Source organism: Actinomadura luzonensis (genome assembly GCF_022664455.2).
GTDB classification, from domain to species: Bacteria; Actinomycetota; Actinomycetes; order Streptosporangiales; family Streptosporangiaceae; genus Nonomuraea; species Nonomuraea luzonensis.
On the sequence record NZ_JAKRKC020000002.1, the window covers coordinates 2,908,366 to 2,934,525 of the forward strand.

The following is a 26,160-nucleotide window of genomic DNA, read 5'->3' on the forward strand; positions in this document are numbered from 1 at the left end:
AGTGAACCCCGGAAGCGAGTACGAGCCGCCGACCACTCCGTACCCGTACCCCGGCCAGGAGGGCCAGGACGGCCAGGAGGGTCAAGACGGCCGGCCGCCGGCCTCGCCGGGCGCGCACCCCCATCCGGCCCCGCCGCGCCAGGACCCGTACGCCCAGCACCCCTACGCCCCGCCCGCGCCGCCGCCCCAGGGCCCCTACGCGCAGGGCCCCCAGCCCCAAGGCCCCTACGCGCAGGGCCCCCATGCTCAGGGCCCCGCCGCCAACGGCTGGCCGCCGCAGAGCGGCCCCCAGTTCTCGGGCCCGCAGCCCTCGGGTCCGCAGCCCTCGGGTCCGCAGCCGTCAGGCCCACAGGCGGCGGCTCCTTACGCGTCTGGTCCGCAGGCGGCGGCCCCGTACGCGCCCGGCCCGAACGTGACGACCCCGTATGCGCCGGGCCCGCCGGCCGCGGGCCCGTACGCGACCGGGGCGCGCGCGGCGTACCCGATGGGGCAGCCGCAGAGCGGCCCCCAGCAGCCGGGCGCCTGGCCGCCCGTGCCGCCGTCTGTGCCTCCCGCCGTGCCGCCGTTGTGCCTCCCGCCGTGCCGCCGTCTGTGCCTCCCGCCGTGCCGGCGCCGCCTGTGCCGCCGCCGCCCGGCACCGGCGCCACCGTGCCCCGGTCCCCGCCCCGGCGCGCCGGGGCGGCCGGGCTGGCTGATGCCCGCGCTGGCCGCCGGTCTGGTGGTCCTGGTGGCGGCCGGCGGCGTCGGCGCGTACGCCCTCTACTCCGGCGACACCCCGACCGGCCCGCCCGAGACCGGCGGCAGGCCCGGGACGTCCTCGTCGGCCCCGGTGGCGGCGGTCGGCGCGGCCGGCCCCGACGTGTGCGCCATGCTCCCCAAGGAGGAGGCCGACCGCCTGGTGCCCGACGCCACCGTCGCCAAGAGTTCCAGGGACGGCGAGTACACCGTCGACTTCGGCTGCAACTGGGTCAACCGCCGCATCTCGTTCGGCGAGTTCTGGCGCAGCAGGGAGATCGACGTCAAGATCGCCCAGTACAAGGGCGAGGGCGCGAAGACCGGCCGCACGATGGCGCAGAACTCCTACGAGGTGGAGTACCGCGGCGGCAAGTACGCCGCCACCGCCAAGCCGTCGCTCGACCCGGACGAGAAGGAGTACATCTCCCCGCTCAAGGACGTCCCCGGCGTCGGCGACGGCGCGTTCGCCCAGTACACCTGGCGCCGCGACAAGCTGCTGTGGTACTCCTTCGGCACCGCGCACGCCCGCGTCGGCGACTTCACCATCGAGGTCAGGTTCCAGGCCGACCAGCAGAAGAAGGACGCCCAGATCCTGTCGAACGAGACCCGGCAGTCGATCACCGAGGACAACGCGCTGCGCGAGGTGAGCGGCCTGGTCGGGCACTTCGCCAAGGGCGTGGCCGCCTGGCAGGCCCGGCACCCGAACGTACTGGCCAAGGCCGACCAGCCGGCCGTCACCTCCTCGCCCACCGCCCGGCCGTCGGCCTCGCCGACCGTCCTCGCGGCCTTCCCGGCCGCCTGCACGGCGGTGGGGGCCAAGGCGAGCGAGCTGGTGCCGTCCCCGACGACCCGGGCGCGGCTGCTGGAGGACGGCGGGGACACCCAGACCGAGTGCCGCTGGCTCAACCTCGACCTGCCCGGCGACGCCGAGGGGATCAAGAAGATCCGCAGCGTGCTGATCACCGTCCACTCCTTCAGCGACCGCACGGGCGCGGCCGACGAGACCGGCGCCAGGTCCTACTACGCCACGCAGCGCGGCGGCGACAAGAACATGGCGGGCTCGTCCATGGGCGGCATCACCTGGGGCGAGCTGGTGGACCTCGACGACCTCGGCGACCAGGCCTACCGGCAGTTCGTCGGGACCAGGCACGGCGACGTGGCCGCCGGCAGCGGCTCGGTGCTCATGCGCAAGGGCGCGGTGGTGGTGCGCGTCGACTACTCCGGCCACCAGCGGCCGGAGAACGCGGCGGCCAACTCGCCGAAGGTCGAGCTGATGTCCGAGAAGGAGGCCATGGCGGGGGCCCTGCCGATGGCCAGGCTGTTCATGCAGGAGATGACCAGGCAGCCGGTCGGCAGCTAGGCGGGGGTGTCGCGGAGGCGTTCGACGCGGATGCCGCGCAGCAGCAGCTCCGCCACCACCACCGCGGCCAGCAGGCTGACCAGCAGGGCGGCGCCCACGACGAGCGCGACGGGCGCCGCCGCCACCTCGTGCGGCAGCGGCGGCGTCACCGGCGCCTCGGCGAACTGCGGGATCCGGCCGAGCGCCGCCCAGGCCGCCAGCAGGCCCGCCGCCAGCCCGGCGAGCGTGCCCGCCGCCGTCGTGACGACCTGCTCCAGCAGCAGCGCCACCCGCAATGCCCGCACCCGGGCGCCGGCGGCCTCCAGCGCGGCCAGCTCGTACCCGCGTCTCCTGGCGGCCGTCTGCAGGGCGAGCACGGTCCGGCCGAGCGCCAGCGCGGCGGCGGCCAGCGCGGAGGCCAGCAGCAGCAACAGCGCCAGCCCTGGCCCCTGCCCGGCGAAGGACGCCGTCAGGTCCGCCACGTGCCGCCGCGACACCACCGACAGCCCCTGCCGCTCCAGCTCCCGCTCCAGCGCGGCGGTGTCGCTGAGCCGGGTCCACACCTGGTGGACGGCCTTGTCGTGCACGCCGTAGGCGATCCGGTCGGCCTGCTCCAGGTCCATCAGGACGCCCGCGTCGGTCAGCCCGGGCGCGGCGGCCGCGTCGACGGCGGCCTTCACCGGCGCGGCGTAGCCGTTGTCCAGCCCCGGCACCGCCTTGGCGCCGACCGGGCCCACCACGACGGCGGCCGGCTCGGGGGCGTAGGTGTCCGGGCGCAGCGTCTGGTTGCCGGTCATGGTGATCGCGAACGAGCCGTCGCGGGCGTCCGGGTCCTCATCCACCCGCCAGGCGGGCAGGTCCAGGGCACGCCAGCGGCCCTGCTCGCGCACGGCCAGCCCGGTGACGGACACCCGCACGTACGCGGGCTCGTCGAACTGCGGAGGCGGCACCGGCTCGCCGCGGAGGGCGCGCAGCTCGCAGGTCTCCCGGGCGCAGGCCGGCGGCAGGTTCCAGGCGTGCGTGCCCGACCCGCCGCGCAGCTCGCCGAGCGGCAGCAGCGCGGGCCGCAGCGTCCCCGGCACGCGGAGGACGGCCGACAGCCGGACGGTCCAGCCTCCGGCGGCCGGTCGCCGCACCCGGACGCGGAGCCGGTCGCCGCGCAGCAGCACGCGCGGCGTGCGCGGGCCGGTCAGCGCGGCGGCGGCCCGCCCAGCGACGTGCCGCCCGCCAGGGCGGGCCGCCAGGCGGCGCCGATCGCGGCCAGCCGTTCCGGGTCGGCGGCGACGAGCTGGGGCGGGCCGGGCAGCGTGATCACGGGCGCGGCGGTGCGGCCCCCGGGGTCGGCGGCGCGCACGGCGGCGATCAGCCGGGCCGGCTCGACCGGCCGCACGGTGATCGCGGTGGCCGCGCCGTTGTGGAACCTCGCGGCCTCGGCGTAGTCGCCCGACGTGGCGCTCCACGCCGACACCGCGAACGTGGCCAGCCCGAACGCCGCCCCCAGCACGACCACGCTGCCCGCCGTGACCGGCCCGCGCGCGACCTGCCGCAGCGCCAGGAACGGCCCGAGCCCGCCGTGCCGCCTGGTCACCCCGAACAGCCGCCGGCTGAGCGCCGGCAGCGCCCGGCTCGCCAGCAGCGCCACGCCGAGCGCGATCAGCCCGGGCACCGCCATCGCGCTCGACGCGCGCCCCGACACGTCGGTGAGCACGCCGGTCGCCAGCAGCTCGACCAGCCCCAGCGCGGTGACCGCGAGGACCACGGCGTCCAGCACCCAGCCGCGGGCCGACCTGCGCGGGGTGCGCCGCCACTCCTCGGTGACGGGCCGGGTGGCCACCCGCCAGGCGAGCGGCGCGGCGGCCAGCAGCCCGCCCAGCATGGCCGCGGCCCCGGCCAGCGCCGCCTCCACGGGGAAGGTGACAGGGATGCCGGCCGGCAGCAGCGCGCGGATCATCACGCGCGCCGCGGCGTGCCCGGCCAGCAGCCCGAGCGGCACCGCGGCGGCCAGCAGCAGCAGCGGCTCGGCCAGCGCGAACAGCCACACCCGGGCCCGGCCGAGCCCGCGCAGCCGGGCCAGCGCGATCTCCGGGCCGCGGGCCCGCACCAGGTCGCCGACGGTCTGGAAGAGCAGCATCCAGCCGAGCGCGACGAGCTGCGCGATCACCAGGAGGGTGGGCACGCCGAGCGAGCCGGTGTTCGCGGTCACGACCCGGAGCGTGTCGGCGACGCGGGAGTAGACGATGGCCCGGCTGGTGCGCCCGGCGTTCTCGGCGGCGGCCTGCATGGCGGCCAGCCGGTCCAGGTCGGCGCCGTCGAGGCGGGCCGGGTCGATGGAGACGACGGCGTAGTCGGTCCAGCCGCCGGGGTCCTGGGCGGAGCCGATGGAGACGCCGGAGTTGACGACGTAGGTGTCCGTCCGGGTCTGCGGCACGGTGAACAGCGCGTCCGCCTTGTCCGGGCTGGGCTCGCCGGTGGGGGAGAACAGCGTGCGGCCGAACCAGAACGGGTCGGCCGCCGAGCCCGGCCGGTAGAGGCCGACGACGGTCAGCGGCGCGGGGTCGCGGCCCGTGGCGCCGGGGCCGCTCGCCATGATCGAGGTCAGCTCGACCGTCCTGCCCACCTTGAACCCGCTCGCCTGGCTGGCCATCACCTCGCGCCCGGCGCGCGGGCAGCGGCCCTCGGCGAGGGTGAGGTGCGCGCACTGCCCGTCCTGCCAGACCAGCGTGAACGCCCGCCGGTCGTCGTGCCGGCCGCTGGTGACCTCCATGCCGGGGATGGGCGGCCGGGTGAAGTCCGCGCCCGCCGTGAACGCCGCGAGCCTGGCCGCCAGGTCGCCCTCGGTCGTGGTGTACCGCCAGCCGCGGCCCTCCACCGGGGCCGCCGCCAGCGCGTCCCTGGCGATGGTGGTGCGGGCGGCGGCGGCGTAGATCGGGCCGACGGCGGCCGAGGCGATCGGCACGACCGCGATGAGCAGCACGACCAGCGACAGCGTGCGGCGTTCCCAGAGGCCGCGCCAGATCACGGCTCGGCCCTCCGCAGCGCGATGCCGTCCCGGAGCTCCTCGATCCTGGCCATGGAGCCGGGCGGCAGCAGGTGGTGGTACTCGGGCGGCACCTGCACGGCGCCCTCCCTGCCGACCACCACGAAGTCCTCGCCGCGCCGGCCCTCCGCGCCGACCCGGCCGTCCCTGATCGTCACCGTACGGCCCAGCGCCTCGCCCACGGCGGGGTCGTGGGTGACCACGACCGCGGTCGTGCCGTCCCCGGCCGCGTCCCTGATCAGCTCGATCACCCGGCGTCCCGACTCCTCGTCGAGCTGGCTCGTGGGCTCGTCGGCCAGCAGCAGCCGGGGCGCGTTGGCGAGGGCGACGGCGAGCGCGAGGCGCTGCTGCTCGCCGCCCGACAGGCGCCCGGCGGGCCGGCCGGCCGCGTCGGCCAGGCCGACGCGGGCGAGCAGGTCGCGGGCCCGGCGCCGGCCCTGACGCCGGCTGCGGGCGGTGGCCCGCTGGGCGAAGGCGATGTTCTGGGCGGCGGACAGGTGGCCGATGAGGTTGCGCGACGGGTTCTGCAGCACCATGCCGATGTGCGTGGCGCGCAGCCGGTCCAGGGTGCGCTGGCCGAGCCTGCCGAGGTCCGCGCCGTCCAGCCACAGGCGGCCCGCGCTGGGCCGCAGCAGCCCGGCCAGCAGCCACAGCAGCGTCGACTTGCCCGCTCCCGACGGGCCGAGCAGCGCGACCGTCTCGCCCGCGTCGATGACCAGGTCAACGTCGCGCAGGGCGACGACCTCGACGTCGCGCGCCCGGTAGATCTGCACGACGCCGTCGCACCTGACGAGGCTCACGGCCCCCTCCTCGCCCGCCGGGCCGTGGCCGCCGGCGTCCGCAGCTCGATGACCCGGTCGCAGCGCCCGGCCGCCTCCGGGTCGTGGGTGGCGATCACCAGGGCGGCGCCCCCGTCCGCGACCGCGAGCAGTTCGTCCAGGACGAGGGCGCGGTGCCCGGCGTCCTGCTCGGCCGTGGGCTCGTCGGCCAGCAGCACCCGGGGCCGCAGCGCCAGCGCCCTCGCCACCGCGACCCGCTGCTGCTGGCCGCCGGACAGCTCCTCGACCAGCAGCTCGGCGAATCTCGCCACCCGCAGCCGGTCCAGCGCCCCGGCCGCCAGCCGCATCGCCTCGCGCGGGGTGCGGCCCGCCGCCCGCAGCGCGACCTCGACGTTCTCGGCCGCCGTGAGCAGGCTGAGCAGCCCGTACGACTGGAGGACCAGCGCCAGGCCGGCCCGCAGGTCCGGGCGCTCGTCCAGCGGGACGCCGCCGGCCAGCACCCGGCCCGCCGCGGGTGGGAGCAGCCCGGCGAGCGTGGTGAGCAGGGTCGTCTTGCCGGAGCCCGAGGGGCCCATGAGCGCGACCCGCTCGCCCGGCCAGAACTCCAGCGTGAGATCTTCGATGATCGTGCGCCCGCCGGCCCGGCAGCTCAGCGCGCGGCAGGCGAGCGCCGGTCCAGGCGCCACGCGCGGATCATCCCCCTGACCGATGATCTCCGTCAACGGTTAATACGGCTGCAACTAGGTTGCAAGTGAGCCAAATACCGTTATGTCTGCAAGCACCTGAGCCGCGGGATCGGATCTGTCCAGTACAGGGGCATGGGCAGTCCGGGGAGATCACGCGGCTCTCCCTTTTGCGTCGCGGGCGCGGGCGGGCGGCCGGTGCAGGAACGGCTCCAGCAGGCCGGGCACCGCCCGCGCCGCCAGGTCCAGGCCGTCGCCGCGGCCCACGTCCACGACCTCGTAGTGCCCGTCGCCCGCCGCCGTGGCGGCCGAGACCGTCACCAGGCCGGCGCGGCGCTGGAAGAACGACTCGGTGACCGTCCAGCCGGCGATGCCCGCCCGGTCCAGCGCGACCGTGCGCCGGACCAGCGCCCCGCTCCTGGTGACCAGGTGCTGGCGGGTGAGGGCGTGCCCCAGGCCGCGCGCCGCCGCCGCCGCGGCCCACAGCGCCACCGGCAGCGCCGCCGCCGGCACCGCCCAGACCCACGCCCGCAACCAGGGGAACACCCCGGCCCAGGACGCAGCCCCGGACGCAGCCCCGGACGCAGCCCCGGACGCCGCCCCGGCCGCGAGCGCCAGGGCCGACACGGTGACCAGCGCCCGCACGTACCGCCGCCGCCGCGCCGCCGGCGGGCGCGGCCAGCCTGGGCCACGCGTCCGCCGCCCGCCCTCGCGCAGGACCGCCGCGGCCAGGCGGGCGGCCCGGCGCGGGGAGCGGCGGGGTGAGCGCGCCGACGTCCTCGGTCTCGTTCTCCGCCTTGGCCAGGCCCGTGGCGACGGCCTGGACCCGCGCCCCGCCGCCCAGCCGCAGCAGCAGCGGCTCGCGCAGCTCCACCCCGCGCAGCCGCCGCACCTCCAGCGTCAGCGACCGGGACGTCAGCAGGCCGCGCCGCAGCCGCAGCCGCCCCGGCTCGCGGTCCAGCCGGTAGCGCCCCCACGACTCGGTGAACAGCGCCACCGCGCCCAGCGCGCCCACCGCGAGGTTCGCCGCCGCCAGCAGCCCGGCGGCGGGCAGCGGGCGATCGGCCGCCCAGTCCCACACCGGGCCGGCCGCCCGCTCGGCGACGTCCTCCAGCCCGAGGTTGTCCACCACCTTGTACGCCACGCCCGCCAGCGCGGCCGCGCCCGCGAACGTCCAGCCCGACAGCGGCGCGTACCGGATCCACGACCACCGCAGCTCGGCCAGCGGCCCCTCGTCCGGGGCCGCCCGCTGCGGCGCCCGTGCCCGCCGCGGCGCCCGTGCCCGCCGCGGCGCCCGTGCCGCCGCGGCGCCCGTGCCCGCCGTGGCGCCCGTGCCCGCCGCGGCGCCGGTCAGCAGCGCGCGGCGCAGCTCCTCGGCGTCGCGCCGGGTCAGCGGGTCCAGCGTCAGCTCCTCGCCCTCCGCCGCGCGCTCGCCGGTGCCCACCTTGACCACCACCAGCCCGAACAGCCGCAGCACCGGGTCGGCCCGCAGGTCCACGCTCCGCACCCGGTCGCGCGGGATCGCCCTGGCCCGGCGCACCGCGATCCCGGACAGCAGCTCCAGCCGCTCGCCGGTCAGCCGCCAGCGGGTCGTCCTGAGCCGGGCCACGTCGTAGGCCGCCACCCCGGCGGCGGCGAGCGCCAGCACCCCCGCGCACGCCGCCACGACCGCCCCGGCCGGCCAGTCCGCGCCGGCGAGCAGGCGGGCCAGCACGACCGCCGCCGGCCCGCCGAGCGCCGGCGACCTGACCGCCGAGGCCGCCACCGACCGCCCCGCCGGCCGCCGCCAGCCGTCCCCTCCCGCCGCGGAGCGGTCCGCGGGCCGCCCGTTCCCGGGCGTCATGTCGCGTCCCCGGGGACGGCCTGCGTACGGGCGGTCAGCCGCTCGGCCAGGTCGGCGGCGAGCCGGTGGTCCAGGGCCGCGATCGTGACCGCGCCCGCCGACGAGGCCGTGGTCACCGTGACGTCCGCCAGCCCGAACAACCGCTGCACCGGCCCCCGCGCGGTGTCGATCCGCTGGATGCGCGACATCGGCGCCACCCGCCAGGTGTGGGTCAGCCACCCCGTGCGCGTGTAGACCGCCTCGTCGGTGACCTCCCACCGCTCGGTCCGGTAGTACGCCCGGGGCGCCGCCACCGCCAGCGCCAGGCAGCCCGCCGCGAACCCGGCGGCCACCACGCCCAGCCACAGCGGCCGGTCGGTGAACGCCCAGTACGCCCCGAGCGCCGCCGCGCCCACCGGCACCATGAGGATCAGCCACTGCGCCGTCCACCAGGCCACCGCCCGCCGGTCGGGCCGGTGCCGCGGCGGGCGCAACGCGGTCCCGCTCATCTTCTTCCCTCCGTCTTTCCCACGGTCTCCGCGAGGGCGAGCAGCACGAAGCCGAGCACGCCGATCACGATGGCCGCGAACACCTCGTACCCGTCGAGGAACCCCACGTGGTGGACCACGAGCAGCCGCTCGGTCCACGGCCACAGGCCGAGCAGGGTGTTCCCCAGCCCGGCCGTGCCCTGCAGGAGCAGCAGCCAGCCGAGCAGCGTCAGCACCGTTCTCACCGCTCCAGGCTCGCGCGCGGGCCGCCGCGCCCGCGTCGTCCCGAGGTCTCGGAAGGCACCGACTTTGGTCGCTGTCGCCGCGACCTCCGCAGGGCCTAACCTCGGGAGACGTGAAGGACGCGCGGGGGAGGGACACGCTCACGCCCGAGTACCGCTGGGCGCTGCCGGCGGTGCTGCTGGGCGACGGCGGCGGCAGCCGCCCGGTGCGCCGCTCCACCCGCGACTGGCTGGTCGACATCGCCGTGTTCCTGCTCGCCTGCGGCGTCACCCTGGTGACCCTCGACGAGCTGCGCGGCGTGCCCGCGCCGCTGCTGCTGGCCGAGCAGGTGCTCGGCGCCCTCGCCTGCGCGTCCGTGTGGCTGCGCCGCCGCTGGCCGGTGGGGCTGGCGCTGGTGCTCACCGCGTTGTCGACGTTCCTGGAGCTGGTGGGCGGCGCCAGCCTGGTGGCGCTGTTCACGGTGGCGGTGCACAGGCCGTTCAAGGTGTCCGGGCCGATCGCGCTGCTGAACGTGCTGACGATCCCGCCGTACCTGCTGATCAGGCCCCAGCAGGAGCTGCCGCCGCTGGAGTGGGGGATCGTGCTGGGCGCGCTGCTGCTGACCGTCTACGCCTGGGGCATCGTGGTCCGGGCCAGGCGGCAGCTCATCTGGTCGCTGCGCCAGCGCGCCGACGCCGCCGCCGAGCAGGCCAGGCAGGCCGAACGCGAGCGCATCGCCAGAGAGATGCACGACGTGCTCGCCCACCGCGTCTCCATGCTCAGCCTGCACGCGGGCGCGCTGGAGTTCCGCCCCGACGCGCCCGCCGCCGACATCGCCCGCGCGGCCGGCGCGATCCGCGCCAACGCCCACCTGGCCCTCCAGGACCTCCGCCAGGTGATCGGCGTGCTGCGCCACCCGGGCGCGGGCGGCGACGACCCGGTGCCCGAGCGGCCGCAGCCCACGCTCGCCGACCTGCCGTCGCTGGTCGAGGAGTGCCGCCAGGCCGGCATGGACGTACGCCTGGAGCAGCGCGCCGCCGGCGCCCCCGACGGCCTGGGCCGCAACGTGTACCGCATCGTGCAGGAGGCGCTCACCAACGCGCGCAAGCACGCCGAGGGCGAGCCGGTGACCGTCACCGTGACCGGCGCCCCCGGCGAGGGGCTGGCGGCCGAGGTCCGCAACCCGCTCGGCGACCCGCTCGCGCACCGGCACGCGCCGCGCCTGCCGGGCGCGGGGGCCGGGCTGATCGGGCTCGCGGAGCGGGCCGAGCTGGCCGGGGGCCGGCTGGAGCACGGCCCCACGCCGGAGGGCCAGTTCGTGGTGCGCGCCCGGCTGCCGTGGCCGCGCGGGACGACCGGGGAGAACACGTGATCAAAGTGCTGGTCGTCGACGACGACCCCATGGTCCGGGCCGGGCTGTCGATGATCCTCGGCGGCGCCGGCGACATCGGCGTCGTGGCCGAGGCCGGCGACGGCTCCGAGGTGCCGCCGCTGGTCGCCGAGCACCGGCCGGACGTCGTCCTCATGGACATCCGCATGCCCGGCGTGGACGGCCTCACCGCCACCGAGCGGCTGCGGGCCGCCCCTGCACCGTCCGGGGGGCCGCCCGAGGTGGTGGTGCTGACCACGTTCCACGCCGACGCGCAGGTGCTGCGGGCGCTGCGCGCCGGCGCGGCCGGGTTCCTGCTCAAGGACATCCCGCCCGGCGACCTGGTGGCGGCGATCAGGAGGGTGGCGTCGGGGGAGCCGATCCTGTCGCCCGCGGTGACCCGGCAGCTCATCGCGCACGTCGCCGACGGCGGCGCGGGCGAGCGCGCCGAGCGGGCCAGGCGGCTGCTCGGCCGGCTCAGCGAGCGCGAGCGGGAGGTCGCGCTGTGCGTGGGGCGGGGCCGCTCGAACGCGGAGATCGCGGGCGAGCTGTACATGAGCGTGCCCACGGTCAAGGCGCACGTCTCGCGCATCCTCACCAAGCTCGACCTCAACAACCGGGTGCAGGTGGCGCTGCTAGTCTACGACGCCGCCCCGTGAGTCAGCCGGCCGCGAGCAGCTGCTCGATCGTGGCGCGGTGCAGCACCAGGTCGTCGGGGTCGTCCGGGTCGGGCTGCTCGCCGAAGTGGATCCTGCGCTGCCAGACCCTGGCCATGATGATGCCGTGCCGCAGGGCCGCGTACATCTCGTAGAAGGCCAGGTCGCGCGGCTCGTAGCCGGTCAGCTCGCGGTAGGCGCGGCAGACGTCGGCGGGGCGCATGAAGCCCGGCATGCCGGGCAGCCCCATGGCGACGGTGAGGTCCTGGAAGAAGCGGTGCAGGAAGATCATCCAGGAGAGGTCCAGCTCGCGCGGCGCCACGGCGGCCATCTCCCAGTCGAGCACCGCGACCGGGACGAAGTCGCGGAACATCAGGTTGCCGATCCTGGCGTCGCCCCAGCACAGCACGTCCGGGCCCGGCTGCTCCGGCCAGTGCGCCTCCAGCCAGGCGAAGGCCCGCTCCAGCAGCGGGATCGGGCGCCTGCCGTGCGCCCACTCGTAGTAGGCGTACTGGGCGTCCACGTGGGCGCGCAGCCCGGCGGGCCCGGCGAGCGCCAGCTCCGCCGCGCTGAACGCCGTCCCGTGCAGCGCCGCCACGACGCCCACGCTCGCCTCCTGCAGCCTCCGCTGCTCCTCGGGCGACGCCTCGCAGAGCCAGCCGCCGAACGTGTAGGGCAGCACGTCGGGCGGCACCAGCCCGTCGGCGCGCTCCATGACGAAGAACGGGCTGCCGAGCGGCCCCGGGTCGGGCTCGAACCACAACGTCCTCGGTGCTGGGATTCCAGCTTTTTCCCTGGCCAGCCGCATGATCTCGAACTGCGACCGCAGATCGTAGGAGGGGAAGACTGGAACAGCTTCTCCCGCGGGCGCCAGCCGCGCCACGCAGCGGGTTCGCCGTCCGCCCCAGGCCGCGGTGAAGAACAGGGTCTCGCTCGACATGCCGTTGTCGGTGGGCCGGGCCAGCTCGGACACGGTGGCGTCCCCGCCGACCCGGCCGCGCAGCCACGCGGTCACCTGCTCGCGCAGTTCTCCCAGGTCGCGGGTGGAGGTGCGCATCTGCTCCGTCACGGTGGGCCTCCCAGACGAACATCCGCCGTTCACCTGTCGTACACCCCCAACCAAGCGCTCGTCCATACACGGGTGGCCGTTACGGTCAGGTACGCGGCAGCCGTACCCTTGTCTGAAAGGGCATGTCACGAAGGGACAAGTGGGATGAGTTCAGCGGGTGAAGGCCTGTCTCGCCCGCTTCCCGAGCAGGTGCGGCTCAATGTCGTCGACCTGGCGGCCACGGTTCTCGGGACGATGCCCCCTGCCACGATCCCGCCGCCCCTCCGGGGCATCGCCAAGTTCGAGGCCCGCAAACGGGCCAAACTCGGCAGCGCGCCCATCGCCGCGCAGCTCGAGAACGACAAGAAGTTCCGCGAGCTGGTCGCCGAGTCGGTGGCCGCCGGCTGGCCCGAGCTGGTGTCCTCGCTGGCCGACGGCGTCATCCCGCCCGCCGCCGACCCCGTGCTGGTGGCCGCGGCGGCCTACCTCACCCGGCCGCCCGGCTGGGAGGAGATGATCGAGCTCGCCCGCAGCGACCTCGCGCAGTCCGCCGTGGCCGCCGAGGGCTCCGAGCGCGAGGAGGTCGTCTCCCGGCTGCGCGAGCAGCTCGCCGCGCAGAAGAGCGCCGCCAAGGAGGAGTCCGACCGGCTGCGCGAGCAGCTCAAGCTGGCCCGCGCGGAGAACTCCGACCTGCGCCGCAAGCTCCACGACGCCCGCGAGCGGGCCAAGGCCGCCGTGGCCCGCGCCGAGGAGATGGAGCGCGCGGCCGAGGAGGCGCGCACCGCCGCCGTGGCCGCGGGCAGCGCGGGGGAGTCCGAGCTGCGGCGGCTGCGCGAGCGGCTGTCGGACGTGGAGAAGCAGCTCGAAGCCTCCCGCCGGGCCGCCCGCGAGGGCCGCAGCCTGGAGGACGCCCGCATCCGGGTGCTGCTCGACGCGCTCCAGGACGCCTCCGCCGGGCTGCGCAGGGAGCTCGGGCTGCCCACCACCATCAGCCGGCCCGCCGACTCCGTCACCGCCCACACCGGCGAGCGGCCGGGGGTGCGCGGCGTGCCCGCGCGGGCGCTGGCCGACGACGACCCGCAGCTCCTCGACCAGCTTCTCGCGGTGCCGCAGGTCCACCTCATCATCGACGGCTACAACGTCACCAAGACCGGCTACGGCACGCTCACGCTCGCCGACCAGCGCAACCGGCTCATGACCGGGCTCGGCGGGCTGGCCGCGCAGACCCGGGTCGAGGTGACGGTCGTCTTCGACGGGGCCGAGCTCAACGCCCCGGTGCAGGTCGTGGCGCCGCGCGGGGTGCGGGTGCTGTTCAGCGACCCGGGCGAGATCGCCGACGACCTCATCCGGCAACTCGTGCGCGCCGAGCCGCCGGGGCGGGCCATCGCCGTCGTGTCCTCCGACCGCGAGGTGGCCGAGTCGGTGCGGCGCATGGGCGCCAGACCCGTTCCGTCTGCTTTGCTGCTGCGTCGCCTGGGTCGCGCCTAGATTACGACTTGCTCGTTTTGGGCGTTCGGGTGAGACCCCACGCGCCACTTCTGTACTATTCGCCCCAGATGTTTACCCCTGGGAGGCGACGCAGTGAGGTTTGGCCGGGTACCGGTGGCCGCGGGGATCGCGTTCGGACTGGTGCTTGCACCCACGGGAGCCGCGGTCGCTGATCCCAAGCCCACGCTCGCCCAGGCCAAGGCCAAGCTGGAGAAGCTCAACGACAAGGCGGACAAGGTCGTCGACCGCTACAACACCGCCACCGAGCGCTACAAGGCCGCCAAGAGCGCCTACACCAAGCTCAACGAGAGCTACAAGCGCAAGCTGGCCACCGTCGCCGACCTGCGCGCCCAGGTCATCACCATGGCGGTCGACAGCTACCAGCTCGGCGGCGACGTCACGTCCCTGCCGGGCTTCCTCGGCTCCGACGACCCCGACGACTTCCTCGCCCGGCTCGCGCTGGCCGGCCAGGTCTCCAAGGAGCGGGCCGAGAAGCTGAGCGCCTTCGACCGGGAGAACCGCGGGCTGAAGACCGAGCGTGACAAGGCCGAGAAGGCGCTGGAGTCGGCCGACGAGGAGCGCGACGGGGTCGAGAAGGAACGCTCGGAGATCCTCAAGCTGATCGCCGAGCAGAAGAAGCTGCTGAACAAGCTGAACGCCTACAAGGCCGGCAACCCGAACAGCACCGGCGTCAAGTACACCGGCTCCGCCTCGGGCAGCGCCGCCGCCGCGCTGCGCTTCGCCTTCGCCCAGGTCGGCAAGCCGTACGTGTTCGGCGGGACGGGCCCGGGCGGCTGGGACTGCTCGGGGCTCACGCAGGCGAGCTGGCGGGCCGCGGGCGTGTCGCTGCCGCGCACGACCTGGCAGCAGTGGGCCTGGGGGGCGAGCCGGCGGGTGAGCCTGGACGCGCTGCAGCCCGGCGACCTCATCTTCAGCGAGGGGCTGGGCCACGTCAGCATGTACGCGGGCAACGGGCAGATCGTGCACGCCCCGCAGACGGGCGACGTCGTCAAGATCGTCAAGCTCTCGTCGTACGGCCGGTCCCTGGTCGGCGCCATCCGGCCCTGAGCCCGGATCGCCCGCGTTCCGGGCTGTCGCCTGACTGGTTTCGGTCCCATCAGACCCGTGTCTCCCGGGGGTCTCGTGGGAGCGTGCCCACGTGTCAGCCCTGTGACAGGTGTGACAAAAGTGACAATTGGTACCTTACAGCGGCGTGTGCCGGGAATTGTGAGAAGGGTCACATTTAGGTAACGGAACCTGGTGTTCCAGCAGGGGTTTCGATTCTGACTCGACCCCCTGTCTGATCTTGACAAGCTGACTGGCGTTTTGCCGTTCCTTGACCTTCGGCGTAACTTCTGGCGTCGCAGCGGCACGCCATGTCGCGGCAACCTCCATCGGTTCCCCCCGATGTGTGACAGATAGACAATCCGCCGGTCGCCCCCGCATCCCCATGCGCGCGAAGACGCGCTTCCAGGGCGGCGACCTGCCGAATCCGTGCAGCCAGGAGGCACGGAGCCGGGGACCCATCGATCCCGTTCGCCAGGGATCAGGGGTGAATCGGCGCCACCGCGGCGCCGTAGGGCTACTTCCAGGCCCGAATCCGTCAGCTAACCCGGTAGGCGTTCGTGGAAGACTCAAGGAGAAATCCTGTCTACCTCCCCTCTCAACCCCCGTCTGTCCCGCCTTGCCCTCAGCGGCGCGGCGCTCACCATGACCGTGACGGCCGGAGGTGTGATCCTCCATGCCCCCGCGGCCCAGGCGGCGGCGGCAAGCGACACCTCCACGGCCTCCACGGCCCGCACGACCACGTCGGCGAAGACCACCCGGTCGGCGAGAACGACCAGGTCGGCCAGGGCCGCCAAGGCCGCCCGGCAACAGGCGAGGGCCCACCGGGCCGTCGCCGTGGCCAAGAACCAGATCGGTGACCCGTACCGCTACGGCGGCACCGGCCCCGGCTCGTTCGACTGCTCCGGACTCGTCCAGTACGCCTGGAGGAAGGCCGGGGTCAGGCTCCCTCGCGTGGCGAGCAGCCAGTTCGCCCGCATCAGGACGAAGGTCTCGTGGAAGCACCTCAAGCCAGGCGACCTGATGTTCTTCAACGGGCTCGGCCACGTGGGCATGTACGTCGGCAAGGGCAGAATGATCCATTCGCCGCGGACAGGCGAACGGGTACGCATCGACAAGCTGAGCGGATGGCGCAGGTCGTCGTTCGTGGGCGCGGTCCGTCCCGGCATGTGACACGGCCCCGCCACGATCCCCGCGAGGGGATCGGGCGGGGCTGTCCCCTTCCCGCCCCCGGCCGCCCCGCCCCCGCTAGCATCGGGCAACGTGTCCGAGCAGGTGAGCCGACGAGCCGCGACGGGCGCCCTCCTGCTCCTCGCCCTCGTCCCCGCCGCGAGCGCGGCCGTCCCCCGCGCGTTGTGGCCGGGGGAGACCGTCACGGCACGCGGGGCCCGCTCCGTGGTCGTCGGGCACGGCACGCCGGCCGCGACGCTCGCCGAGCTGGCGCGGCGGGCCGACACCGCCGCCCTCCGGGTCGCGGACGTCCTCGGCGAGCCGGTACGGCCCCTGGTCGTCGTCCCGGCGAGCGCCGCCGAGGCGGCCCGGCTGGTCGGCGCCGGGCCCGTGGCCGGCCTGGCCGCCCTCGCCGACGGCGACCGCGTCATCGTCGTCCCGGACGCCTTCGCCCGCCTCAACCCCACCGGCAGGGACGTCGTGCTCACCCACGAGCTCACCCACGTGGCCGCCGGCACCGACCGCCTGCCCCCCTGGCTGTACGAGGGGTTCGCCGACTACGTCGGCTACCGCGACGCCGGGCTGCCCGTGCCGGTCGCCGCCGCCGAACTGGCCGGCGAGGTCCGGGCCGGACGCCTGCCCGGCGAATTGCCCGGACCCGCGGCTTTCGCGGCGGACGGGCGCGACCCGGCGCGGCTCGCGCGGGCGTACCAGGAGGCGTGGCTGGCGTGTCGCTTCCTCGCGGACCGGTTCAGTGAGGGGACCCTGGTACGGCTCTACCGTGCAGCCCAGGCGACGGGCGTCGAGCGGGCGCTCGCCCCGCTGGGGCTCTCCGTGGCCACGCTGACGGCGCGGTGGCGCGGGTACGTGCGGGAACAGCTCGGGTAGGAAGGGGAGGCGGATGAGCGAACGACGGGAGACCGGCGACCCGGCGGCACCCGCGAACACGACCCGGACCGGCGGGAACCGGGCCGGCGGGAACCGGGCCGGCGCGCACGACGCCGTGAGTGGCGGGCGCGGGGCCGTGAGCGGCAGGGGCCGGGCCCGCAGGGACGAGGCCGTGAGCCGCAGGGGCCGGGCCCGCGGGGACGAGGCCGTGAGCGGCGGGGACCGGGCCGTGAGCGGCGCTCCCGCCTACGAGGGCAAGCCCGTCGCCGATCGCCTCTGCGACGACGACGGCCGCCTGCGCCGCCAGGCCGCGCTCGCCCTGGCCGCCCTCGCCGCCGTCCTGCTCGCCGTGGCCGGCCTCACCACTCCCTGGACCACTCCCTGGACCACTCTGGCCGCCGCCCCGCCCGACCCGTCGCGCGACTTCAGCGCCGCCGAGATCGCCCGCTCCCGGGCGTTCGACGCCGCCACGAGCCTGCCGGGCCATCTGTCGCTGGCCCTGACGCTGCTCGTCGCCGCCGTCCTGATCGCCACCCCGCTCGGCGCGCGGGCCGTCGAGCGGCTGCGCGGCCCGTGGTGGCTGCGGGTGGTCTGCGGCGTCGTGGTCGTCTCCGCGTTCACCACGCTGGTCCGCTGGCCCCTCGGGATGTGGTTCGAGACGATCCTGCGCGCGTACGGCCTGTCCACCCAGGACTGGGCGTCCTGGACCGGTGACCGGCTGAAGAACGCGGCCGTGGAGACGTTCCTGCTCTGCCTGGCGCTGGTCGTCCTGGTGGCGCTGGCGCGCCGCGTGCGGCGGTGGTGGATCCCGGCGGCGGCGGGCGCGTTCGTCCTGACGGTGGCGGCCTCGTTCGTCTATCCCGTGGTGTTCGAGCCGATGTTCAACGACTTCACCCCCATGCGCGAGGGCCCGCTGCGCGCGGACCTGCTGGCCATGGCCGCGCGGGACGGCGTCCCGGTGCGGGACGTGCTGGTGGCCGACGCCTCGCGGCGCACGACGGCGCTGAACGCCTACGTCTCCGGCTTCGGCGCGACGCGCCGCATCGTCGTCCACGACACGCTGCTGCGCGCCCCGCGGCAGGAGGTCGCGCTGGTGGTGGCGCACGAGCTGGGGCACGCCGAGCGGGACGACGTCCTGCACGGCACGATCGTCGCGGCCCTCGGCTCGGCGCTGGGCGCCGTCCTGCTGTTCCTGGTCTTCGAGGCGGTGCGCCGGAGGGCCGGCGTCGGCTCGATCGCCGACCCCCGCGCGGTCGGGGCGGTCATCGGCCTGATGAGCCTCGGCGCCCTGCTCCTCGGCCCCGTCGAGAACGTCGTCAGCCGGCAGGTCGAGGCCCGGGCCGATCTGCACGCGCTGGAGCTGACGAGGGACCCGGCGACGTTCGTGGCCATGCAGAGACGCTTCGCCGTGGCCAATATTTCCGACTTGTCGCCTGATGCGGTGGAATATGTGCTCTATGCCTCCCATCCCTCCGGTCCCGAGCGGATCGCCACGGCCCGCGCGTGGGCGAGACTGAACGGCGTCCCCGTGCCGTGACGGGGGCCGAGACAGGCGCGCTGCCGAAGGTGGTCATCGTCACGAACGACTTCCCGCCGCGGCCGGGCGGCATCCAGTCGTTCGTGCACGGGCTGGCGCTCCGCACGCCCGGCGTGGCGGTGTACGCGCCCGCCTGGCCGGGCTGCGAGGAGTTCGACCGGCGTCAGCCGTACCCCGTGGTGCGGCACCCCACCCGGCTCATGCTGCCGACCCCCGCCGTGGCCCGCCGCGCCGCCCGGCTGGTGGCCGAGCACGGGGCGCGGACCGTCGTGTTCGGGGCGGCGGCCCCGCTCGGCCTGCTCGCGCCGCACCTGCGCCGGGCGGGCGCGCGGCGCGTGGTCATGCTCACCCACGGCCACGAGGCGTCGTGGGCGAGCGCGCCGGGCTTCCGCGCCGTGCTGCGCAGGATCGGCCGGCACGCGGACGTCGTGACGTACCTCGGCGACTACACCCGCCGCCGCATCGAGGCCGCCGTCGCGCCGGACAAGCTCGTACGGCTGGCCCCCGGCGTGGACGCCGAGCAGTTCCGCCCCGGCCTGCCCCCGGCCGAGCCGGGGCTGGCGGGCCGTCCCGTGGTGGCCTGCGTGTCCCGGCTGGTGCCGCGCAAGGGCCAGGACCGGCTCATCCAGGCCTGGCCCCGGGTGCTGCGCGAGGTGCCCGACGCCGTGCTGCTGCTGGTCGGCGGCGGCCCGTACCGCAGGACGCTGGAACGGCTGGCGGGCGGCCACCCGTCCGTCCGCTTCACCGGGACCGTCCCCGCCGCGAGCCTGCCGGGCTACTACGCCGCCGCCGACGTGTTCGCGATGCCGTGCCGCACCCGCTGGAACGGCGTGGACGTGGAGGGCCTCGGCATCGTGTTCCTGGAGGCGTCGGCCACCGGGCTGCCCGTGGTCGCCGGGGCGTCCGGCGGCGCGCCCGACGCCGTCCGTCCCGGCGAGACCGGCCTGGTCGTCAACGGCGAGAACCCCGCCGAGATCGCCCAGGCCGTCGTCGAGCTGCTGACCGACCCGGACAAGGCGCGCAAGCTGGGCGTGGCCGGCCGCGACTGGATCACCCGCGAGTGGACGTGGGACCAGGTGGCCGCCCGCTTCCACGCCCTCCTGTGACCCTCCCCGCGAACGCTCACCCCTTGGTCGCCCCCAGCGTCAGCCCGGCCACGAACTGCTTGTGCAGGAGCTGGAAGACGATCAGCGTCGGCAGCGCCACCAGCACCGACCCGGCGGCCAGCAGGTTGTAGTCGGTGAAGAACTGGCCGCGCAGGTTGTTCAGCGCCGAGGTGACGGGCAGCTTGTCGCCCGACGACATCAGCACCAGCGCCCACAGGAAGTCGTTGTACATCCAGGTGAACTCCAGCGTGGCCAGCGCCGCCAGCACCGGCCGGCACAGCGGCAGCGTCAGCCGCCAGTACCGTTTCCACACCCCGGCCCCGTCCACCAGCGCCGCCTCGTTGATCTCCTCCGGGATCGTGCGCATGAAGTTGGCCAGCACGAACACGCAGAAGCCGAACTGGAACGCCACGTGGATGAGGATCAGCCCGAGGTAGGAGTCGTACAGCGACTGCGAGTCCGACAGCCACGCGGGCAGCGGGATCAGCGTGTAGAGGGTGTAGAGCGGGGTGATGAGCACCTGCGGCGGCAGCAGGTTGCCCGCCGTGAACACGATCAGCAGCGTCCGGCGGCCCGGGACGCGCAGCCGCGCGATCGCGAACGCCGTGAACGAGGCCAGCAGCAGCGTCACCACCATGGCCGGCACCACGATGATCAGCGTGTTGAGGTAGTAGCGGGGCAGGTCGGCCTGGGTCCACGCCTCCCCGTAGTAGCCGAGCGTCAGGTGCTCGGGCAGCGAGAAGTAGCCCAGCCTGGCCGTCTCGTCGTACGGGCGCAGCGAGGCGTACACGGCGAGCGCCAGCGGCAGCAGCCACCCCAGCGCCACCAGCGCGAGGAACACGTGCAGCAGCGCCCGCGCCGGCCGCAGCCGCCGGCGGGCGGGGACCGCGCTCATCGCTCCTCCTCGCGGAACAACTGCGCCAGGTACGTCACGATGAACCCCAGCGAGATCACCAGCAGGATCACCGCGATCGCCGAGCCGAACCCGATCCGGCTCGCCTCGCCCACGATGTTCTCGGTGACCAGCACCGACAGCAGCTCCAGCCCGTTCCTGCCCTTGTTGATGGCGTAGACGATGTCGAAGGCCCGCAGCGCCTCGATCACCGTGATCACGAACACGATCACGTTGACCGGCCGCAGCGTCGGGAACACCACGCGGAAGAACGCCTGCCGCTCGTTCGCCCCGTCGATGGCCGCCGCCTCCTTCAGCGCCGGGTCCACCGCCTTCAGCCCCGCCAGATAGATGATCATGACGTAGCCGACGTGCCGCCAGCCCGCCGCGACCATCACGACCCAGATGTTGACCGCCCGGTCGCCGAGCCAGTCCACGTGCAGCCCGGTCACCGCGTTCAGCACGCCGTAGTCGGAGGACAGGACGAGCTGGGCGATGAAGCCCACGACCGCCAGCGACAGCACGACCGGCATGTAGAGCGCGCTCTGGTAGAGCCGCGACATCCGCAGCCGCCGGTCCAGCAGCACCGCGCAGAACAGCCCGAACGGCGTGGCGACCAGCCCGAGGAAGCCCAGCCACAACACGTTGTTGCGGACGGCCGACCAGAACGGCGGGTACGTGGTCGCGAGGTCGTGGTAGTTCCGGCCGCCGATCCACCCGATCGGGCCGATGCCGGTCCAGTCGGTGGCCGACAGGCCGACGCTGGCCAGCGTGGGCCCCCAGACGAGGCCCACGTTGACGACGATGGCCACCCCCAGCCCGGCGACCAGGACGGTCACGTCGCGGGCGGAGTAGCGACGGGTCTTGACGGCCATCAGCGGAAGATGGTGGCCTTCTGCTTCTCGATGCTCGCCAGCAGCGGATCGATCTCGTCCGGTTTGCCGACGAACGACTGCAACGAAGGGATCATCACGGTGGAGGCGAAGTCGGGACGCGTGTCGCGGTCGAGGAACTGGGCGATGTGCGTCGCCTTCGACACCAGCTCCGCGCCGCGCTTCTGCAGGGCGCTGTAGCCGGAGGTGTCGGCCTTGCCGTTGGAGGCCAGCGTGCCCGGGTCGAGCTTGGTGGCGATGTTCTGCGAGGAGGCCTGGGCGAGCTGCTTGACCAGCGCCTTCGCGCCGTCCACGTTCCTCGCCTTGGCCGAGACCATGTAGCCGTCGATGGGCGCGTCGATCGAGTCGGTGCCGTAGGCCGGGTTGACCTCGGGGAAGGTGAAGAAGTCGAGGTCGTCGCGGTCGGCCTCGGGGAACTGCTGGGCGACGAACATGCCGAGCAGGTACATCCCGGTCTTCTTCTGCGCCAGCGACTGCGCGGCCTCCTGCCAGGTGCGGCCCAGCGCCGCCGGCTGGTGGTACTCCATCAGCCCCCGCCAGGTGTCGAACACCTGCCGCACCTTCGGGTCGGTCCACGACTGCTTGCCCTGCATGAGCTGGACGTGGAAGTCGTAGCCGTTCGTCCGCATGTTGAGGATGTCGAACGTGCCCATGGCGGGCCAGCCGTCCTTGTCGGCGAACGCGATCGGGATCAGGCCGTCGGCCTTCATCTTCTTCGCCAGGGCCGTGAACTCGTCCAGCGTCGCGGGCGGCTCGTAGCCCTTCTCCCGCCAGACGCTCTTGCGGTAGAAGACCGCCCACGGGTAGTAGGTGGACGGGATGAAGTACTGCTTGCCGTCCACGCCGGTCGACTGGTCCTTGAACGCCTGCGTGAAGTCGCCGCCGATGTCCCGCCAGACGTCCGACAGGTCGAGCGCGAGACCCTGCTCGGCGAAGAACTGCATCCGGTAGCCCGCGAACCAGGTGAACACGTCGTCCGGGGTGCCCCGGAGGTAGCGGTTGATGTTCTCCTGGAAGGTGTTGTGGTCCACGGTGTTGACCTTCACCGTGGCCTGCGTGAACGCCTTGAGCTGCGCCTCCAGCGACTTCTTCGGCACCTCGTCGGAGGCGTTCGAGCCGAGGGTCACCGTGCCGAGCCCGGCGGCGGCCGACCCGCCGCCCGCCTTCTGAGCGGGCTCCCCGGACCCGCACCCGGCGAGCACGGCCGGCACCCCGAACGCGGCGGCCCCGAGGAACAACGAACGACGTGAGATGGTGTGGGACGACGGCACAGACGGCGGCACGGACGACGGGACAGAGGTGTGGCGGGACAACGGCGGCCGATGGTCCATGTGAGGTTCCTCCTACCGAACCCTTCAGATTCCCCCGACTTCGCTCACCTTCATTCATCGAAAAGCCAACATTTCCGACTTGTCAAAGCACGGTTTCATGACAACCCGCCCCGACCCGCCCCGACCCTCTGCACCGAGGGCCGCGCACAACGGCCATGGGCGCGCCCCGGCCGGCCCTGCGCGTCTCCCGCGAACCGCCGACATCCGGCCCGGCACCGCACCAGGACCAGCCGCATGAGGCCGTGCCGCCATCCGGACGCCCGCGCCCCCACGTACGCCAAGGGCGGGCCCGCGCCGGAGCCGGCACGAACCCGCCCTCGTGACGCGCTGGGATCAGGCGGCGGCGAGCTTCTGCTGGATGCCGACGAGCACGTTGAGCATCTGCTGCTGAGTCTCCTGCACGCCGTCGACCCGCGTGCCGATCCCGTGGATGTGCTCGCCGAGGCCGCCGACACCAGCGCTCATCGTCTCGAGGTGGCCTGCGAAGGCGTCGAGCTGGTTCTCGACGGCGTCGAGCCGCCCTTCGACGGCGCCGAGCCGGAGGTCCAGCTTCTCGACCTTGGCGTCGACCGCGTCGATCTTGGCGTCGAGGCGGGAGAACCGTGTCTCGCACCTGGAGTCGAGGTCCTTGAGGCGGTTCGCCACGTTGTTGACGCGATCGGTCAGATCCTGCGCCAATTCCTTCTGGTCTGCCCGGATTTGGATGAATTCGTTCTCAAGAGCCGTCGTGAAAGCCGGCCCGGCATCCTTGATGTTCACGCCTGTTCTCCCTTACCGTGGGGTAAGGGACCGGGGATGGTATAGATTCCCGGTCCCGTTTTCTTTGCCCCGAGAATACCCGGCGGGCGGCGGCGAGAAAGCGGGATTCGAAGGAAGATTCCCCTGGTCACGCGGCATATGGATGCTTAAATCCGGACGGATCGCCTTATGTTGTTCCGGCTTTTCTAGTGCCCGCCGTACAGCTTCTCGATCTGGTCCGCGAAGTCCCGCAGCACCAGATTGCGCTTCACCTTCAGGGTCGGCGTCAGATGCCCGCTGTCCTCGGTGATGTCCCGTTCCAGGATGACGAACTTCTTGATCTGCTCCGCCTTCGACACCGACCGGTTCGCCTTGTCCACCGCGCCCTGGATCTCCGCCAGCACCTCGGGGTCGGTGCGCAGCTCGGCGGCCGTGCGCCCCTCGGGCGCCGCCTCCGGGTCGAGCGTGACGAGGGCGGCCACGAAGGGCCGGCCGTCGCCGATGACCATGGCCTGGGAGATCAGCGGGTGGGCGCGCAGCAGGTCCTCCAGCGGCCCGGGCGCGACGTTCTTGCCGGCCGCCGTCACCAGGATCTCCTTCTTGCGCCCGGTGATGCTCAGGTAGCCGTCGGCGTCGAGCTCGCCGAGGTCGCCGGTGTGGTAGAAGCCGTCGGAGTCGATCGCGTCGGCGGTGGCGGCCTCGTTCTTCCAGTAGCCGGCGAAGACGTTGCGGCCCTTGGCCAGCACCTCGCCGTCCTCGCCGATGCGCAGCGTGACGCCGGGCAGCGGCTTGCCCACCGTGCCGATCTTGTTGGCGCCCGGCAGGTTGACCGAGCACGGCGCGGAGGTCTCGGTCAGGCCGTAGCCCTCGAACACCTCGATGCCGACGCCCTTGAAGAAGTGGCCGAGCCGTTCGCCCAGCGCCGAGCCGCCGGACACGGCGGCTGTCAGGCGCCCGCCGGTCGCGGCCCGCAGCTTGGCGTAGACGAGCCGGTCGAAGACGGCCTTCTGCAGCCGCAGCCCCAGCGGCGCGCCTCCGGAGCTCTCGGCGCGGCTCCAGGCCACGGCGACGTCCACGGCGCGGGCGAAGATCTTGCCCTTGCCGCCGGCGATCGCCTTCTGCTCGGCCCCGTTGTAGACCTTCTCGAACACGCGCGGCACGCCCAGCAGGAACGTCGGCCGGAAGTCCTGCAGGTCGGGGGCGACGTTCTTCATGTTGGGCGTGTGCGCCATGACCGCGCCCGCCTCGACGAGCACGACCTGGATCATCCGCGCGAAGATGTGCGCCAGCGGCAGGAACAGCAGCGCCGCCGGGTCCTTGCGGGAGAACAGCGGCTCCAGCGGCCCGCGCAGCACGTTGAGCGCGGTGAACAGCAGGTTGTCGTGGGTGATCCGGCAGCCCTTGGGCCGGCCGGTGGTGCCGGAGGTGTAGACGACGGTGGCGAGGTCGGCGGCGCAGACCCGGGCGCGCCGCTCGTGCACCTCCGACTCCGGGACGTCGCCGCCCTCCGGCGGGGCGTCGATCCGCCACACGTCCTTCAGCTCGGGCGCGGCCTCGCGCACGGTCTCCTCGTGCGCGTCGAGCTCCACGAACGCGGCCTTGGCCTCGCTGTCGGACAGGATCCAGCGCACCTGGTCGGCCGAGGAGGTCTCGTAGACCGGCACGGTGACCGCGCCGATCGACCAGATGGCGTAGTCGACCAGCGTCCACTCGTAGCGGGTGCGCGACATCAGCGCCACCCGGTCGCCGTGCTCCACCCCCGCCGCGATCAGCCCCCGCGCCACGGCCACGACCTGGTCGCGGAACTCCGACGCGGTGACCGCCGGCCACCCCGCGCCGGTCTTGCGGCGCATGACGACGGCGCCGGGCTCCTGCTCGGCCCGCCGGAAGACGGTGTCGGCCAGGCCGGCCGAGGCAGGCACGTCGACCAGGACCGGGACGCTGTACTCGCGCACGGATCAACTCCTCTTCGAAGGACGGCCTGGACGTTACCGCGTTAAGTTACGCGCCGGTAGCCTCGCAGGTCGCGTCGTCATGGAGGCGTTATGAAGGCCGTTCATCACGCTAGCAGCCGCCGCTCGTAGGATTTCCCCCATGCGGGTCCATGTGGTGAGCGACGTCCACGGCCGGGCCGACGCCCTGGCCGTCGCCGGGCAGGGCGCGGACGCGCTGATCTGCCTCGGCGACCTGATCCTGTTCATCGACTACGACGACCACGCGCAGGGCATCTTCGCCGACCTGTTCGGACGGGACAAGGCCGCCGAGTTCATCGGCCTGCGCACGCAGAAGCGCTTCGACGAGGCCAGGGCCTTGTCGGCGGCGCTGTGGGCGACGCTCGACGGCGACCCGCGCGAGCACATCGAGCGCAACGTCCGCGCCCAGTACGAGGCGCTGTTCGCCGCCATGCCGACCCCCGCCTACCTCACCTACGGCAACGTCGACCTGCCGCGCCTGTGGTCCGACTACCTGCGCCCCGGCCACCAGGTGCTCGACGGGGAGAGCGTGGAGATCGGCGGGCTGCGGTTCGGGTTCGTCGGCGGCGGGCTGCGGACGCCCTACCGCACGCCGTACGAGATCAGCGACGAGGAGTACGCGGCCAAGGTCGAGGCGGTCGGCGAGGTGGACGTGCTGTGCTGCCACATCCCGCCCGCCCTGCCCGAGCTGCTCTACGACGTGGTGGCGCGGCGCTTCGAGCGCGGCAGCGAGGCCACGCTGGAGGCGATCCGCCGGATCCAGCCCCGCTACGCCCTGTTCGGCCACGTGCACAACCCCCTGCACGCCCGCGCCCGGGTGGGACGCACCGAATGTGTGAACGTGGGCCATTTCCGGGGGAAGGGCGTTCCCTTCGTCCTCGAATGGTGACCCGCCCGGTAC

At 74.1% G+C, this 26,160-nt stretch carries 23 protein-coding genes, 1 pseudogene and 1 riboswitch; of the genes and pseudogenes, 10 read left to right on the forward strand and 14 right to left on the reverse strand.

From position 1 onward, the window contains the following. Position 1: 1 nt before the first annotated feature. Positions 2–2,095 (forward strand): hypothetical protein, encoded by a 2,094-nt coding sequence (locus MF672_RS43860; protein ID WP_247815738.1) that lies wholly within the window; start codon positions 2–4, stop codon positions 2,093–2,095. Here MF672_RS43860 and MF672_RS43865 read toward each other — a convergent pair. The 8 genes and pseudogenes from MF672_RS43865 to MF672_RS43895 form a co-directional block, all read right to left on the reverse strand. Next, complete coding sequence (locus tag MF672_RS43865; protein ID WP_247815739.1) at positions 2,092–3,243, reverse strand: FtsX-like permease family protein; 1,152 nt, start codon at positions 3,241–3,243, stop codon at positions 2,092–2,094. The genes MF672_RS43860 and MF672_RS43865 overlap by 4 nt on opposite strands. Before the next feature lie 20 nt (positions 3,244–3,263). Then, positions 3,264–5,093 carry an FtsX-like permease family protein gene (locus MF672_RS43870; protein WP_247815740.1) on the reverse strand — a complete coding sequence of 610 codons (1,830 nt, stop codon included), beginning with the start codon at positions 5,091–5,093 and terminating at the stop codon, positions 3,264–3,266. Beyond that, positions 5,090–5,911 (reverse strand): ABC transporter ATP-binding protein, encoded by an 822-nt coding sequence (locus MF672_RS43875; RefSeq protein WP_242383961.1) that lies wholly within the window; start codon positions 5,909–5,911, stop codon positions 5,090–5,092. The genes MF672_RS43870 and MF672_RS43875 overlap by 4 nt, the downstream gene beginning before the upstream one ends. After that, the gene (locus tag MF672_RS43880) at positions 5,908–6,576 is read right to left on the reverse strand and encodes an ABC transporter ATP-binding protein (RefSeq protein WP_247815741.1); all 669 of its coding nucleotides are present in this window, start codon (positions 6,574–6,576) and stop codon (positions 5,908–5,910) included. Before MF672_RS43880 ends, MF672_RS43875 begins: the two co-directional genes overlap by 4 nt. A gap of 150 nt (positions 6,577–6,726) precedes the next feature. After that, positions 6,727–7,218 carry a PH domain-containing protein gene (locus tag MF672_RS52360; protein ID WP_407654813.1) on the reverse strand — a complete coding sequence of 164 codons (492 nt, stop codon included), beginning with the start codon at positions 7,216–7,218 and terminating at the stop codon, positions 6,727–6,729. Between the two features lie 181 nt (positions 7,219–7,399). Continuing rightward, a pseudogene (locus MF672_RS52545) lies at positions 7,400–8,416 on the reverse strand (PH domain-containing protein); the annotation flags it as partial. Further along, complete coding sequence (locus MF672_RS43890; protein ID WP_242381405.1) at positions 8,413–8,904, reverse strand: PH domain-containing protein; 492 nt, start codon at positions 8,902–8,904, stop codon at positions 8,413–8,415. The pseudogene MF672_RS52545 and the gene MF672_RS43890, both read right to left, overlap by 4 nt. Next, complete coding sequence (locus tag MF672_RS43895) at positions 8,901–9,128, reverse strand: hypothetical protein (protein WP_242381404.1); 228 nt, start codon at positions 9,126–9,128, stop codon at positions 8,901–8,903. Before MF672_RS43895 ends, MF672_RS43890 begins: the two co-directional genes overlap by 4 nt. A gap of 110 nt (positions 9,129–9,238) precedes the next feature. On the opposite strand from MF672_RS43895, the gene MF672_RS43900 reads away from it, so the two are divergent. Then, on the forward strand, positions 9,239–10,477 hold the full coding sequence (locus tag MF672_RS43900; protein WP_242381403.1) for a sensor histidine kinase: 1,239 nt from the start codon (positions 9,239–9,241) through the stop codon (positions 10,475–10,477). Then, positions 10,474–11,133 (forward strand): response regulator, encoded by a 660-nt coding sequence (locus MF672_RS43905; RefSeq protein ID WP_302893379.1) that lies wholly within the window; start codon positions 10,474–10,476, stop codon positions 11,131–11,133. The genes MF672_RS43900 and MF672_RS43905 overlap by 4 nt, the downstream gene beginning before the upstream one ends. 1 nt (position 11,134) lies before the next feature. On the opposite strand, the gene MF672_RS43910 is transcribed toward MF672_RS43905, so the two are convergent. Then, positions 11,135–12,199 carry a phosphotransferase family protein gene (locus MF672_RS43910; protein ID WP_242381402.1) on the reverse strand — a complete coding sequence of 355 codons (1,065 nt, stop codon included), beginning with the start codon at positions 12,197–12,199 and terminating at the stop codon, positions 11,135–11,137. Between the two features lie 144 nt (positions 12,200–12,343). On the opposite strand from MF672_RS43910, the gene MF672_RS43915 reads away from it, so the two are divergent. From MF672_RS43915 to MF672_RS43940, 6 genes are all read left to right on the forward strand, one after another. Continuing rightward, the gene (locus MF672_RS43915) at positions 12,344–13,666 is read left to right on the forward strand and encodes an NYN domain-containing protein (RefSeq protein WP_242381401.1); all 1,323 of its coding nucleotides are present in this window, start codon (positions 12,344–12,346) and stop codon (positions 13,664–13,666) included. A gap of 141 nt (positions 13,667–13,807) precedes the next feature. Further along, positions 13,808–14,734 carry a C40 family peptidase gene (locus tag MF672_RS43920; RefSeq protein ID WP_242381400.1) on the forward strand — a complete coding sequence of 309 codons (927 nt, stop codon included), beginning with the start codon at positions 13,808–13,810 and terminating at the stop codon, positions 14,732–14,734. A gap of 406 nt (positions 14,735–15,140) precedes the next feature. Next, positions 15,141–15,303: riboswitch (cyclic di-AMP (ydaO/yuaA leader) on the forward strand. A gap of 73 nt (positions 15,304–15,376) precedes the next feature. Further along, positions 15,377–15,904: a C40 family peptidase gene (locus MF672_RS43925; RefSeq protein WP_247815743.1), complete on the forward strand. Its 528-nt coding sequence runs from the start codon at positions 15,377–15,379 to the stop codon at positions 15,902–15,904. 90 nt (positions 15,905–15,994) lie between these two features. Continuing rightward, positions 15,995–16,789 carry a basic secretory family protein gene (locus tag MF672_RS43930; RefSeq protein WP_242381398.1) on the forward strand — a complete coding sequence of 265 codons (795 nt, stop codon included), beginning with the start codon at positions 15,995–15,997 and terminating at the stop codon, positions 16,787–16,789. A 13-nt stretch (positions 16,790–16,802) separates the two neighbouring features. Beyond that, complete coding sequence (locus tag MF672_RS43935; protein WP_242381397.1) at positions 16,803–18,326, forward strand: M48 family metallopeptidase; 1,524 nt, start codon at positions 16,803–16,805, stop codon at positions 18,324–18,326. 20 nt (positions 18,327–18,346) lie between these two features. Next, positions 18,347–19,432 (forward strand): glycosyltransferase family 4 protein, encoded by a 1,086-nt coding sequence (locus MF672_RS43940; RefSeq protein ID WP_242381406.1) that lies wholly within the window; start codon positions 18,347–18,349, stop codon positions 19,430–19,432. A gap of 16 nt (positions 19,433–19,448) precedes the next feature. Here MF672_RS43940 and MF672_RS43945 read toward each other — a convergent pair whose 3' ends face one another. The 5 genes from MF672_RS43945 to MF672_RS43965 all read right to left on the reverse strand — a co-directional run bounded on the left by MF672_RS43945 (position 19,449) and on the right by MF672_RS43965 (position 25,241). After that, entirely contained in the window at positions 19,449–20,327 is an 879-nt protein-coding gene (locus MF672_RS43945) for a carbohydrate ABC transporter permease (protein WP_242381396.1), read from the reverse strand. Next, positions 20,324–21,199: a carbohydrate ABC transporter permease gene (locus MF672_RS43950; RefSeq protein ID WP_242381395.1), complete on the reverse strand. Its 876-nt coding sequence runs from the start codon at positions 21,197–21,199 to the stop codon at positions 20,324–20,326. The genes MF672_RS43945 and MF672_RS43950 overlap by 4 nt, the downstream gene beginning before the upstream one ends. Beyond that, positions 21,199–22,548: an ABC transporter substrate-binding protein gene (locus tag MF672_RS43955; RefSeq protein ID WP_242381394.1), complete on the reverse strand. Its 1,350-nt coding sequence runs from the start codon at positions 22,546–22,548 to the stop codon at positions 21,199–21,201. The genes MF672_RS43950 and MF672_RS43955 overlap by 1 nt, the downstream gene beginning before the upstream one ends. 333 nt (positions 22,549–22,881) lie before the next feature. Beyond that, positions 22,882–23,307, reverse strand: coding sequence for a hypothetical protein (locus MF672_RS43960; protein ID WP_242381393.1), 426 nt, complete (start codon positions 23,305–23,307; stop codon positions 22,882–22,884). A gap of 185 nt (positions 23,308–23,492) precedes the next feature. Next, positions 23,493–25,241 (reverse strand): AMP-dependent synthetase/ligase, encoded by a 1,749-nt coding sequence (locus tag MF672_RS43965; protein WP_242381392.1) that lies wholly within the window; start codon positions 25,239–25,241, stop codon positions 23,493–23,495. A gap of 139 nt (positions 25,242–25,380) precedes the next feature. Here MF672_RS43965 and MF672_RS43970 point away from each other — a divergent pair, with 139 nt between their 5' ends. Further along, positions 25,381–26,148, forward strand: coding sequence for a metallophosphoesterase family protein (locus MF672_RS43970; protein WP_242381391.1), 768 nt, complete (start codon positions 25,381–25,383; stop codon positions 26,146–26,148). Positions 26,149–26,160 lie beyond the last annotated feature (12 nt).